The 12,324-nt window shown below is 70.8% G+C and carries 10 protein-coding genes; 7 read left to right on the forward strand and 3 right to left on the reverse strand.

The annotated features are described in order from the left end of the window. The first annotated feature begins 590 nt into the window (after window positions 1-590). From ACZ4XD_RS33730 to ACZ4XD_RS33750, 5 genes are all read left to right on the forward strand, one after another. Window positions 591-1,430, forward strand: a complete 840-nt coding sequence (locus tag ACZ4XD_RS33730; RefSeq protein WP_468048540.1) for a response regulator transcription factor — start codon at window positions 591-593, stop codon at window positions 1,428-1,430. A gap of 24 nt (window positions 1,431-1,454) precedes the next feature. Beyond that, window positions 1,455-2,480, forward strand: coding sequence for a LacI family DNA-binding transcriptional regulator (locus ACZ4XD_RS33735; protein WP_026169660.1), 1,026 nt, complete (start codon window positions 1,455-1,457; stop codon window positions 2,478-2,480). A gap of 116 nt (window positions 2,481-2,596) precedes the next feature. Further along, on the forward strand, window positions 2,597-3,685 hold the full coding sequence (locus ACZ4XD_RS33740; RefSeq protein WP_468048545.1) for a S1C family serine protease: 1,089 nt from the start codon (window positions 2,597-2,599) through the stop codon (window positions 3,683-3,685). A gap of 124 nt (window positions 3,686-3,809) precedes the next feature. Then, a complete protein-coding gene (locus ACZ4XD_RS33745) occupies window positions 3,810-4,547 on the forward strand; it encodes a response regulator transcription factor (protein ID WP_468048549.1) in 738 nt (245 codons plus the stop codon). Further along, window positions 4,544-6,016: a HAMP domain-containing sensor histidine kinase gene (locus tag ACZ4XD_RS33750; RefSeq protein ID WP_468048551.1), complete on the forward strand. Its 1,473-nt coding sequence runs from the start codon at window positions 4,544-4,546 to the stop codon at window positions 6,014-6,016. Before ACZ4XD_RS33745 ends, ACZ4XD_RS33750 begins: the two co-directional genes overlap by 4 nt. Window positions 6,017-6,123: 107 nt before the next feature. Here the strand turns inward: ACZ4XD_RS33750 and ACZ4XD_RS33755 are convergent, their stop codons facing one another. Continuing rightward, window positions 6,124-7,536 carry an LmeA family phospholipid-binding protein gene (locus tag ACZ4XD_RS33755; RefSeq protein ID WP_468048553.1) on the reverse strand — a complete coding sequence of 471 codons (1,413 nt, stop codon included), beginning with the start codon at window positions 7,534-7,536 and terminating at the stop codon, window positions 6,124-6,126. Window positions 7,537-7,835: 299 nt separating this feature from the next. On the opposite strand from ACZ4XD_RS33755, the gene ACZ4XD_RS33760 reads away from it, so the two are divergent. Further along, window positions 7,836-8,693 carry an SDR family oxidoreductase gene (locus ACZ4XD_RS33760; RefSeq protein WP_042147000.1) on the forward strand — a complete coding sequence of 286 codons (858 nt, stop codon included), beginning with the start codon at window positions 7,836-7,838 and terminating at the stop codon, window positions 8,691-8,693. On the opposite strand, the gene ACZ4XD_RS33765 is transcribed toward ACZ4XD_RS33760, so the two are convergent. Continuing rightward, window positions 8,672-9,232 carry a hypothetical protein gene (locus tag ACZ4XD_RS33765; RefSeq protein ID WP_468048555.1) on the reverse strand — a complete coding sequence of 187 codons (561 nt, stop codon included), beginning with the start codon at window positions 9,230-9,232 and terminating at the stop codon, window positions 8,672-8,674. The genes ACZ4XD_RS33760 and ACZ4XD_RS33765 overlap by 22 nt on opposite strands. A 163-nt stretch (window positions 9,233-9,395) precedes the next feature. Between ACZ4XD_RS33765 and ACZ4XD_RS33770 the strand changes: the two genes are divergently transcribed. Further along, window positions 9,396-10,322, forward strand: coding sequence for an aminoglycoside phosphotransferase family protein (locus tag ACZ4XD_RS33770; RefSeq protein ID WP_468048557.1), 927 nt, complete (start codon window positions 9,396-9,398; stop codon window positions 10,320-10,322). 53 nt (window positions 10,323-10,375) lie between these two features. Here the strand turns inward: ACZ4XD_RS33770 and ACZ4XD_RS33775 are convergent, their stop codons facing one another. After that, the gene (locus tag ACZ4XD_RS33775; protein ID WP_468048559.1) at window positions 10,376-12,184 is read right to left on the reverse strand and encodes a bifunctional metallophosphatase/5'-nucleotidase; all 1,809 of its coding nucleotides are present in this window, start codon (window positions 12,182-12,184) and stop codon (window positions 10,376-10,378) included. Window positions 12,185-12,324: the final 140 nt, after the last annotated feature.

Below are 12,324 nucleotides of genomic sequence, written 5' to 3' on the forward strand. Positions count from 1 at the left end.
GCAGGCGCAACGGCGAGCAAGCCACAAACGTCGGCCGGCAAAGCGCAGCGGGTGGCACCGCGCAAGCGGGCAACAAACGGCGAGCAACAACCACGACGGGACAGCCGAAAACGTGGGAAGCAGTCCACATCGTGGGATGGGGCGCCCACGAAATTCGTCACTCTCCGCCGCCTCGTCGGACCCCGTCCCGAGGCCCGGGCCAGGACGCCCACGGCCCCGTCAAATGGGGGCCGGAGGCCCCGTGCGTGGGCCCGTCCGACGGTCAACGGCAGCAGTCGTTGACCACTCGAAGTGATCGGCGGAATACAAAAAGCTGCAAAAACCGCCTCGGGTCCGGAACCCAGGTGAGCTATTCTGCTGGGCAAGAAGGATCCGGGCAGCGTAGCCCCCGGGTCCTTTTGTGCTTTCAACCGCCTGGTGCGCGGTGGGAAGGACCGTACGAAGCAGTGCCGCAGACTCCCCCGGCCAGGGCCGGGAGGTGCCCCCGTCGCAGGGACCGAGGAGGAACCAGACGTCATGGGCGAGCGAAGCAGGCAGGACCGCACGCAACCGAGGACACAGCACCCCGAGAACCGGGTAGGTGGTCGGACGTGAGTTCACTTCTGCTGCTGACCAACGCACTCCAGCCGTCGACGGAGGTGCTCCCGGCGCTGGGCCTGCTGCTGCACAGCGTGCGGGTGGCTCCCGCCGAGGGCCCGGCCCTGATCGACACCCCGGGGGCCGACGTCATACTGATCGACGGCCGCCGCGACCTGCCGCATGTGCGGTCCCTATGCCAGTTGCTGCGGTCCACCGGGCCCGGCTGTCCGCTGGTCCTGGTGGTGACGGAGGGCGGGCTCGCCGCCGTCACCGCGGACTGGGGCGTCGACGATGTCCTGCTGGACACCGCGGGCCCCGCCGAGGTCGAGGCGCGGCTGCGGCTGGCGATGGGCCGCCAGCAGATCACCACCGACGACAGCCCGATGGAGATCCGTAACGGTGATCTCTCGGTGGACGAGGCGACGTACAGCGCGAAGCTGAAGGGGCGGGTCCTGGACCTGACCTTCAAGGAGTTCGAGCTGCTGAAGTATCTGGCGCAGCACCCCGGCCGGGTTTTCACCCGTGCCCAGCTCCTCCAGGAGGTCTGGGGTTATGACTACTTCGGTGGCACGCGGACGGTGGACGTCCATGTCCGGCGGCTGCGCGCCAAGCTCGGCCCCGAGCACGAGTCGCTGATCGGCACGGTCCGTAACGTCGGCTACCGCTTCGTGACGCCGGAGAAGGCGGAGCGGGCGGCGGAGGCCAAGGCCAAGGAGGACGCGGCGAAGACGGCGCAGTCCGGAGGTGGCGCGGCGCCGTCCGAGGGCCGCGGCGCCGGGGACGGTGACGGCTCCGGGAAGGCCGTCGCCGCTGGCGCGGACTCCCCGGCCGCACGACCTGCCCGCCGGTAGCACCACCCGCGTAGACTGCCGCGCGTGGCCAAGGTGACGCGGGATGATGTGGCAAGACTGGCGGGTACGTCCACCGCCGTTGTCAGCTACGTCATCAACAACGGACCAAGGCCGGTCGCCCCGGCCACGCGCGAGCGGGTACTCGCCGCCATCAAGGAGCTCGGCTACCGGCCGGACCGCGTCGCCCAGGCGATGGCGTCCCGCCGTACCGATCTCATAGGTCTGATCGTGCCGGACACCCGGCAGCCGTTCTTCGCGGAGATGGCGCACGCCGTCGAACAGGCCGCCGCCGAGCGCGGGAAGATGGTGCTGGTCGGGAACGCCAACTATCTCGACGAGCGCGAGGTGCACTATCTGCGCGCGTTCCTCGGGATGCGGGTCTCCGGGCTGATCCTGATCAGCCAGGGGCCCAGTGAGCACGCCGCCGCCGAGATCGATGCGTGGGACGCGCGGGTGGTGCTGCTGCACCGGCGGCCGGACGCCATCGACGATGTCGCGGTGATGACGGACGACGTCTGGGGCGCGCAGCTGGCGACCCGGCATCTGCTGGAGCACGGCCATCCGTATGTCGCCTTCCTCGGCGGTACGGAGGAGACCCCGAAGTCCGGCGACCCGGTCACCGACCATGTCGAGGGCTGGCGGCGGGCCATGCTGGAGTCCGGACGGTCGCCGGAGGGCTACTACTTCCAGTCCCCGTACAACCGCTATGACGCCTACCAGGTCGCGCTGAAGCTGCTGGCCGGTCCGGAGCGGCCGCCGGCCATCATGTGCGCGACGGACGACCAGGCCATCGGTGTCCTGCGGGCCGCCCGCGAGCTGCGTATCGACGTGCCCGGCGAGCTGGCCGTCGCGGGCTTCGACGATGTGAAGGAAGCCGCGCTGACCGATCCGCCGCTGACCACGGTCGCTTCCGACCGGGAGGCGATGGCGCGGGCGGCGGTGGATCTGGTGCTGGACGACGGGCTGCGGGTGGTCGGCTCCCGGCGGGAGCGGCTGCGGCAGTTCCCGTCGCGGCTGGTGGTCCGGCGCTCCTGCGGCTGCGGCGGCTGAGCGAGCCGGGGACGCGCCGCTGATCCGGCCGTCTTTATACCGGGCATACCCACTTCTGTCGGGTCTCTCAGGACGTTCTCAGGCAGCTCTCATGGAGCGGTCGCAGAGTCGTCACCATGACCCAGAGCTACCGCCGAAGCGGCGATGAGATGCCCCAGCACCGGCCGTATGCGTACGGCGACGACGAGCAGAGCCACGGCCAGGATGAGGGCCAGGGCTACGGCCATGAGGCGTACGGGGGGACCGCGGGCGGCCCGGGTGCCTCGTATGCCGGGTTCGGTGGGCAGGCGGTTCCGCCGCCGCCCCCGTACGCACCCGAGCCGCGGCGGCGGGCGCGGCGGCCGGTCGCGCTGATCGTGGCGGTGGCGCTGGCCTCGGGCCTCCTCGGGGGAGGCGGCGGGGCGCTGATCGCCGGGGCCGTCAACCCCTCGGCGCAGAACACCTCCTCCACCCCGCTCGTCAACGCGGGCAAGAGCAGCGGCAGCGGGGTCTCGGGGGTGGCCAAGGCGGTCAGCCCGGCGATCGTGGAGATCAAGGCGCGGACCGCCGGCGGCGAGTCCACCGGCTCCGGTGTGGTCGTCACCAGCGGCGGCGAGATCGTCACCAACAACCATGTGGTGGCCGGCGCGGACGCGGTCACCGTCACCTTCAGCGACGGCAGCCGGAAGACGGCCAAGGTCGTCGGCACCGACCCCGACAAGGACCTGGCGCTGGTCAAGGTACGCGGCGCCAAGGACCTCACCGCGGCCTCGCTCGGTGACTCCAGCAAGATCACGGTGGGCGACCAGGTGGTGGCGATCGGCTCGCCCGAGGGGCTCACCGGGTCCGTGACCAGCGGAATAGTCTCCGCCCTCGACCGGGATGTCACCGTCCCCAAGGAGGACGGACAGGGGCAGCAGGGTAATCCGGGCGACCGCGGCGGCTGGCCGTTCGAGTTCGGCGGGAATCAGTACAACGGCGACACCGGCTCGTCGAAGACCTCCTACAAGGCCATCCAGACCGACGCCTCGCTCAACCCCGGCAACTCCGGTGGCGCCCTGATCAATATGCAGGGGCAGATCATCGGCATCAACTCCGCGATGTACGCACCGAGTTCCGCATCGAGCAGCAGCGCGGGCAGCGTCGGCCTCGGCTTCGCCATACCGATCAACACCGTCAAGGCCGACCTCGACGCCCTGCGCGGCGGCGGCAGCAGCGGCGTCTGACCGCCCGCCCGCCGCCCCGCCCCCGCCCGGCGCGAGAGGCTGCGTCCCCCTCTCGGATCGCCCGTCGTCGTGCAAGGCTGAGCACCAGCCGTCCGCACACCCGAGGTCCGAGGTAACCACGCACATGAGCCCCGCCGAGCACGGTGACCACCCCGCCCGCATCCTGATCGTCGACGATGAGCCCGCGGTCCGTGAGGCCCTCCAGCGCTCGCTGGTCTTCGAGGGGTATGTGACCGAGCAGGCGGTCGACGGTCTGGACGCGGTCGAGAAGGTCGCCGCCTACGACCCGGAGCTGATCGTGCTGGATGTCCTGATGCCCCGTATGGACGGGCTGACCGCCGCCCGCCGGCTGCGGGCGAGCGGGCTGACCGTGCCGATCCTGATGCTGACCGCCCGGGACACCGTCGGCGACCGGGTCACGGGGCTGGACGCCGGCGCCGACGACTATCTCGTCAAGCCCTTCGAGCTGGACGAGCTGCTCGCCCGGATCCGCGCCCTGCTGCGCCGCAGCTCCTACCCGGCGGCGGCCGGTGCGCCGCCCGAGGCGGGTGAGGTGCTGAGCTTCGCCGATCTGCGGATGGACCTGGCGACCCGCGAGGTGACCCGGGGCAGCCGGCAGGTCGAGCTGACCCGTACGGAGTTCACGCTGCTGGAGATGTTCCTCGCCCATCCGCGGCAGGTGCTCACCCGTGAGCAGATCCTGAAGGCCGTATGGGGCTTCGACTTCGAGCCCACCTCCAACTCCCTCGATGTGTATGTGATGTATCTGCGCCGCAAGACGGAAGCGGGCGGCGAGCCGCGGCTGGTGCACACCGTGCGGGGGGTCGGCTACGTCCTGCGGACGGATGGCGGGGCGGAATGAGCACGGCGACCACACACGGGGGAGTGGCGGCGGACGGTGCGCGCAGCCGGCTCGGCGCCCGGATCGCGCGGCTGCCGCTGCGCTCGCGGCTGACCCTGCTCACGGCGGCCGCGGTGGCGGTGGCGGTGGCGGTCTCCGCGCTGGCCTGCTGGCTGCTCGCCCGCGCCCAGCTGCGCGACGAGGTGGACAGCTCGCTGCAGAACGTCAGCGTCCCCGCGGACTATCTCCAGCTGACCTACGCCAAGTGCCAGCCCACCGACCCGACCGAGAGCAAGAACGCCCCGCCCTCCTACTACAACGTCCAGATCGTCCAGGTCGACGGCTCACGCTGCATCGGCCCCAACTCCCAGCCGGTGCAGGTGCAGCGCGCCGATGTCGCGGTGGCGCAGGGCCTGGCACGCGACACCCTGCATGACGCGGTCACCACCGGCGGCACGGACGTCCGGGTGCTGACCAAGCACATCGGTGTCCAGGGCGTGCAGTTCGCGGTGTCCATCTCGCGTCCGCTGACCGAGGTCGACAGCGCGCTGAACCGTCTGGCGCTGCTGCTGGTCGCCGTCGCGGGGCTGGGCGTCGTCGGTGCGGGCACCGCCGGTCTGGTCATCGCGCGCTCCGGCCTCAAGCCGGTGGACCAGCTGGCCGACGCGGTCGAACAGGTCGCCCGTACCGAGGACCTGACCATCCGCATCCCGGCCGAGGGCGAGGACGAGATCGCCCGGCTCTCCCGCTCCTTCAACTCCATGACCGCGGCGCTGGCCGCCTCCCGCGATCTCCAGCAGCAGCTGATCGCGGACGCGGGCCATGAGCTGAGGACGCCGCTGACCTCGCTGCGTACCAATATCGATCTGCTGGTGCGCAGCGAGCGGTCCGGCCGGCCGATCCCGCCCGCCGACAAGGAGGCGCTGCTGTCCTCGGTGAAGGCGCAGATGGGGGAGCTGGCGGAGCTGATCGGCGATCTGCAGGAGCTGTCGCGGCCGCCGGCGCCGGGGCAGAGCGCCGTCGCGGTGGTGGCGCTGCACGAGATCGTCGGGGCGGCGCTGGAGCGGGCCCGGCTGCGCGGCCCGTCGCTGACCATCGCGGCGGACCTGGACCCCTGGTTCGTCCGGGCCGAGCCGGCCCCGCTGGAGCGGGCGGTGGTGAACCTGCTGGACAACGCGGTGAAGTTCAGCCCGCCCGGCGGGACCGTCGAGGTGCGGCTGACCGGCGGCGAGCTGACCGTACGCGATCACGGCCCCGGCATTCCGCAGGACGAACTCCCGCATGTCTTCGAGCGGTTCTGGCGCTCACCGTCCGCCCGCAGCCTGCCCGGCAGTGGCCTGGGGCTGTCGATCGTGGCCCGGACGGCGGAGCAGGCGGGCGGTGCGGTGCGGCTGCGGTCCGCGGACGTCGGTGGCACCGAGGCGGTACTGACACTGCCGGGCGCCGCGACCCCGCCGCCCGGGATGCCGGGGCCGCCGGCCCCCCGGTAGCGGACCCGCCGCATGCCCAGGGGCCGCGGCAGCGGACCCGTCCCCTGCGGGTGTCCGCCACCGCGGCCCCTGCCGCGCGTCCCCTGCTTCTCCGGCCGCTTCTCCGGTTACTTCTTCCCCGTGTCCCCGAACGGCAGCTCCGACCCCGTGATGTCGGCCCGGATGCCGTCCTCCTCGACGGAGATGTTGCGCAGCCGGACGTTCCCGGGCGTCTTGGGAAGCTGGAAGGACAGCGAGAGCTGGTCCGCGAGCTGCGGCTTGGTGAGCCCGGTCAGCGCGCCGAGGATCTTCGGGTCGATGCCGACCTTCTCCAGCAGCCACGGGTGGTCGGCCACCACATCGACCAGATTGACCTTCATCAGCTTCCCGACGAAGCGCGGCGACCCGGTCAGCTCGTGCAGCTTCTCCTCGTTGCGCAGCGCTTCCTGGATGTACGGCTTGGGAATGCCGATCCGGTCCGCGATCGCCGGGACGCTCAGCATCGACTTGACCTTGGCGGCCTGCCGGCTCAGCTCGGCGGCGGTCTTGCGGGTCAGCCGCAGGCCCTCCTCCTTGCCGGTGCCGGGGCGGTAGACGGCGATATCGCCGATGTCCAGGCGCATCCGGCTGATGTCGGTGGAGACTCCCCGGTCTCCGGCCCGCCGGATGCGCGCTTCGGCCCGTACCCGCAATTCATGGCCGGCGATCGGCAGTTGACCGACCGCGCGCACCGCGTTGGGCCCCCGCTCGCTGAACTTCACCTGCGAGGCCCCCAGCTCGCGGTTCATGTCGTCGAAGGCGAGCAGCACGCTGCCGTTCATGGTGCCGATCGTGGCGCCCTTGATGGAGCTGGGCAGATCGCCTTCGATGCGTACGTCATTCGCGGTGGCCTCGAATTTCGCCAGCGAAACCCGGTCGGCAGCCAGGTCGGGAATCGTGACTTTCACCTGGTCGACGTGCTTGTCCATGACCTGGGTGAGGAACGGGAATCCCTTGATGTCGACCTCGGGAGTAGCGTTCAGATGCAGCGCGTCCTTCACCTTTTTCGCCGCCGCGTTCTGGACGTACAGCACCGCGAACCGGTCGAAGAGCGTCAGGAATGCCACCCCGACCAAAGCGGTGACCAGCAGTTTCAGCGTGATCGACATGGCGGCGAACTTGCTGAGACCGCGCTTCTTGCGGCGGCTGCGGGTGCGGTTGCCGTTGCCGTTGCGGCGGCGGTGGTTCGGCGGCTTCCAGGTCTCGCCGGTCTCCTCGTCCGAGCGCAGCCCGAGGCCCAGCGGGTCGTCGCTGTCGTCGCGCTCGTTGAGGTAGGTGCGCCGGCGCGGGGTGCCGTCGGCGTCGAACGAGCCGAATTCCGGCTCGGGTTCCGGCTCCGGCTCGGGGTCGGCCAGGGCCGCCAGGTCCGCGTAAGGGTTGATCGCGTCGAGCTTTCTGGTGTCGCCGGTGGGGTCGTCCTGGGCGCCCGGCGCGGGGTTATGCGAGGAGTGCGGCGCGGCGGGCGTGGGCGAGGGTGAAGATATGCGTGTGGGGGTTCGCATCCGCTCATCTCACCACGAGCGGGTCCCTTGAACGCAAGTCGTACCGGAAGTAAGTCGGATACATAACGCTTGTCCCGCCGCTCTTGGCAAAAAATTAGCGTGCGGAGACAGCGAGTTGAACTACCGTCACATCTCTTGGTGACCCGGGCGACAGTGCGCGGCCGGTCCGCGTCCATTGATCCATACCTGGACTCTCCGCGCCATTGCCCGGCTTATTCGTTTCCTTCCTCACATTCAGCTCATTCACCCAACAAACGGAAGACGGTTGTCATCCCATGAAGTCGCAGGAAGCTGCCCCCATGATCGTTGTGACCGGCGCAACAGGCAATATCGGCCGCGTACTTGTCAGCCGGCTCCTCGCGGAGGGCGCCGCGGTCCGCGCGCTGACCCGTGATCCGGCACGCGCCGGCCTGCCCGCCGAGGCCGAGACCGTCCGCGCCGACCTCACCGGCGCGGACGCCCTCGAACCGCTGCTGGCCGGTGCCGAGGCGCTGTTCCTCAATCTCGCGGCCGGCGGCGACCACGCCGCGGCGGCGCTGACCGAGGCCGCCGTCCGGGCCGGTGTCCGCCGGATCGTCCTCAACTCCTCGATGGCGGTCACCGATACGCCGGACGACGACGCACACCACATCGCCCGGCTGCACGCCGGTCTGGAGCGCGCGGTGCGCGACTCCGGTCTGGAGTGGACCTTCGTCCGCGGCGGCAACTACGCCACCAACGCGCTCGCCTGGGCCCCGGCGATCCGCACGTCCGGTGTCGTCCGCGACGCGCACCCCGAGGCCCGCGGCGTCCCCGTGCACGAGGCCGACCTCGCGGATGTCGCGGCCACCGCCCTGCTGGACCGCAGCGGCGCGCACCTCGGCCAGGCGTATCTCGTCACCGGCCCGGCGGAGCTGACCGTGGCTCAGCAGGTCGCCGAGATCGGCCGGGCCACCGGCAAGGAGACCCGGGTCGAGCAGATCTCCGAGGAGGCGGCGGCCGAGGCGATGGCCGGGCCGCACTTCCCCAAGGAGGCCGCGCTGGAGCTGGTCCGGATGTTCGGCCGCACGGTCGAGGCGCCGGCCTTCCCCGTCTCGGACGCCGTCGAGCGGATCACCGGCCACCCGGCCCGGACGTTCGCCCAGTGGGCGCGGGATCACGCCGCCGACTTCTCCTGACCGGCCGGGCCGCCGGTGACCCCGGCGGCCCGCAGGCTCCGCTGGTGGAGCACGGCCAGCGGCAGCATGATCACCGCGCCCACGAAGAAGTAGGCATTGATCACCATGTCGGTCCAGAACTCCCCGGAAGACGGATCGGCCGGCTGCTCCGCCATCCCCAGCAGCCCGTACGGGGTGAGCCCGGTGGCCGTGGTGACGTTCTCCACCAGCCCCGGCACACCCCGTACGACCAGCAATACCGCCCCGAACCAGAGCGGCAGCAGCACCATCCAGGGCGGGAGCCGGCGCCCCCACGGCCGGACCGTTGCCAGCGCGAGGACCGCCCCGATCCCCGACATCGCCGTGATCAGCCCGTCGTAGGCGAGAAACCCCCACACCGGGACGTCGCCCGCGCCGCCCATCGCCGACCGGCAGTCGATCCCCATCCACAGGTGCCAGACGAACGACACCGCCAGCCACCCGAAGGCCGCATACGCCCAGAACACCGGCCGCCGGCGCACCGCTCGCGCCCCGGCCGTGCCACGCACAGAAGTCATCATGCCCTGGACGCTACGAACACCCCGGCCCGACGGCGTCCTCCCACGGACCCGCCCCCTTCCCCCGCCCGGCGGAGCCCCCACTCCCCCTAGGAGCACCCCAACGGCCCCCGGCCCCGCCGAAATTCCTTTGCCGTCGCCCCGCTCGCCGCCCTACCGTCCGCGCATGCTGCCTCGCGTGGACACGGACGACGAGTGGGACGCGATCGTCCCCGACGAAACGGTGATGCGGCCGGGCGTCGCCGCGCTCTGCACCCGGCTCGGTCTCCGCGCCGACCCCCTCACCCGCTATCCGGCGGGCTCCCAGCCCGTCTACGCCGTCGGGAACCGCTATGTCCTCAAGCTCTTCCCCGCCGCCGCGGCCGACGACGGCGTGACCGAGGCCCAGGTCCTCAGCCACCTCCAGGGGAGGCTCCCCGTCCCCACCCCGTACCTCCACGACGCCGGCCCGTACGAGAACGGCTGGCGCTACGTCCTGATGTCCCGTCTGCGCGGCACCGACCTGGCCGTCACCTGGCCCCGCATACCCCGCGCCGACCAGGACCGGATCGCCACCGAAGTGGGGGAGACACTGGCCGCCCTGCACGCCCTGGACACGGCACCGCTCACCGGGATCCTCGGCCCCGACGACTGGGACGCCTTCCTCGCCCGCCAGCGCACCACCGCGGTCGACCGCCAGCGCGCCCACGGCCTCCCCGAACCCTGGCTGGAACAGATCCCCGCCTTCCTCGCCTCCGCGCCCGCCTCCGCCCCCGGTCCCGGCGTCCTCCTCCACACCGAGTTCATGCGCCAGCATCTGACCGTCGACGCGCACGACGACTGGCGGCTGACCGGCCTCCTCGACTTCGAACCCGCCATGATCGGGCAGCGCGCCTACGACTTCGTCGCCGTGGGCCTCTACGTCTCCCGCGCCGACCCCCGCCTCCTGTCACGCATCTTCCGCGCCTACGGCGAGACCTTCACCCCCACCGAACTCCTCGCCCACACCCTCCTGCACGTCTACAGCAACCTCCCCCGCTACCTCAGCGAACTGCCCACCCCACCCGAACCAACCCTGGAATCCCTCGCGGAGACGTGGTTCGGGGTGGGGTGAGGGCGGGGCGGGCAGTTCCTGCTTCCTGCTTCCTGCTTCCGGCTTCCTGCTTCCTACTTCACGACCGTGATCCGATCAGCCTCAGGCGGTGTGAGGGGCTTGTCCGCCGAGGAGTGGGCCGTGAGGTATGCGGTGAAGGCGTCGAGGTCGGAGGGGCCGACGTACTTGTTCTTGGCGTCCTTGAAGGCGGGGAAGCCGTCGCCGCCGCCGGCCAGGAACTCGTTCATCGCGACGTGGTAGGTCTTGGCCGGGTCGAGGGGCTCCCCGTTCAGCTTCACCGAGTCCTTGACGACGCGGTCGGCGCCCGACTTGGTCATGTCCAGGGTGTAGGTCAGGCCCTTGGAGACCTGGAGGATCTTCGGGGAGGCCGCGTTGGGGCCGCTGACCTGCTGCTGGAGGCCGCTGAGGAGCTGGGCGCCGGTGAGGTCGATGACGTTCATCATGTTGGTGAACGGCTGGACGGTGAACGCCTCCCCGTAGGTGACGACCCCGTCGCCCTCCGAGCCGGACGCCTTGAAGGCCAGGTCGGAGCGGATGCCGCCCGGGTTCATCAGGGCGAGCTGGGCGCCGCCCTTGCCGTCCGCCTTGGTGGCTTCGAGCTGGGCGTCGGAGATGACATCGCCGAGCGGTGACTCGGGGGCGTTGGCGCCGCGGCCCGCGATATCGGCGGAGATATGGCCGACGGGGCGGCCGGCGACCGGCGCGGCCAGCTTGTTCCAGCGGGCGATCAGCGAGGTCATGTCCGCGGCCTTGGGCTGGGTGCGGTCGACGACGTGGTTGGCCGCGTGGGGCGCCTTGACGGTGGTCCGCACGATGTCGCGGGTGCGGCGGTCGTAGGTGAGCGTGGTGTCGGTGTAGAGCTTGCCGTACGACGCGGCGGAGGTGACGGTGCGCGGCCGGCCGGACGGGTCCGGGATGGTGCAGGCGTAGGCCTGGTGGGTGTGGCCGGTGACCAGCGCGTCGACCTTCGGGGTGACGTGCTTGGCGATCTCGGTGATCGGACCGGAGATGCCGTCGCCTGGGCCGGGGCTGTCGCAGTTGTAGTTGTACGAGGTGGAGGCGGGCATTCCGCCCTCGTGGATGAGCGCGACGATCGACTTCACACCCTGCTTGTTCAGCACCTTGGCGTACTTGTTGATCGTCTCGACCTCGTCGTGGAACTTCAGGCCCTTGATGCCCTCGGCGTTGACGATGTCCGGGGTGCCCTCCAGCGTCAGCCCGATGAAGCCGATCTTGACGCCCTTGTGCTTCCAGACGGAGTACGGCTTGAGCAGCGGCTTGCCGGTCTTCTCGTCGGTGACATTCGCGGTGAGGTACGGGAAGCCGGCGCCCCGGAACTTCTTGCCGTCCTCGTAGCAGCCGTCCTTCGGGTGACAGCCACCCTTCTGAAGGCGTGTCAGTTCCTTCCGGCCCTCGTCGAATTCATGGTTGCCGACGGAGGTGACATCGAGGCCCAGCTTGTTCATGGCCTCGACGGTCGGTTCGTCGTGGAACAGACCGGAGAGCAGGGGGCTGGCACCGACCAGGTCGCCGGCCGCGGCCGTCACCGAGTAGGGATGACCCTTACGGGCCGTCCGCAGCGACTGCGCGAGGTACTCGGCACCACCCGCCGGAACGCTCTTCTTGCTGCCGTCCGCCTGGAGCTCCTCGACCGTGCCGGACGAGCCCTGCGGCGGTTCCAGGTTGCCGTGGAAGTCGTTGAAGGAAAGCAGCTGGACGTCGACGGTGCGGCCGGTGCGGTCACCGCTGCCGGTGTCGGCGCCGGCCGGCAGCGCGCCGGCGGCGAGTCCTGCGGCGGCCAGTACGGCGGCGCCGATCGTCAATCTTCGTACGGCGCGGCGCCGTTGCGGTGTCGCGGGCATGGGGTCCCCTCCTGGATGTTGCTGAGCGGACGGCAGCTTATTGTCGACGCGCGTAGTGCAACAGAGGTGTACGGGTGACGACCCGGTTGCCGGGGAGGGCGGCGGCGGGCGGGTGGTACCCCTCCGGGAGCCCGGGGGAG

The sequence above is a fragment of the Streptomyces sp. NPDC029466 genome (assembly GCF_055574515.1).

Bases quoted from the DNA above. Each gene is read 5' to 3' on its own strand.
- ACZ4XD_RS33740 (WP_468048545.1), top strand. From the start codon at position 2,597: ATGACCCAGAGCTACCGCCGAAGCGGCGATGAGATGCCCCAGCACCGG.
- ACZ4XD_RS33745 (WP_468048549.1), top strand. From the start codon at position 3,810: ATGAGCCCCGCCGAGCACGGTGACCACCCCGCCCGCATCCTGATCGTC.
- ACZ4XD_RS33750 (WP_468048551.1), top strand. From the start codon at position 4,544: ATGAGCACGGCGACCACACACGGGGGAGTGGCGGCGGACGGTGCGCGC.
- ACZ4XD_RS33755 (WP_468048553.1), bottom strand. From the start codon at position 7,536: ATGCGAACCCCCACACGCATATCTTCACCCTCGCCCACGCCCGCCGCG.
- ACZ4XD_RS33760 (WP_042147000.1), top strand. From the start codon at position 7,836: ATGATCGTTGTGACCGGCGCAACAGGCAATATCGGCCGCGTACTTGTC.
- ACZ4XD_RS33765 (WP_468048555.1), bottom strand. From the start codon at position 9,232: ATGATGACTTCTGTGCGTGGCACGGCCGGGGCGCGAGCGGTGCGCCGG.
- ACZ4XD_RS33770 (WP_468048557.1), top strand. From the start codon at position 9,396: ATGCTGCCTCGCGTGGACACGGACGACGAGTGGGACGCGATCGTCCCC.
- ACZ4XD_RS33775 (WP_468048559.1), bottom strand. From the start codon at position 12,184: ATGCCCGCGACACCGCAACGGCGCCGCGCCGTACGAAGATTGACGATC.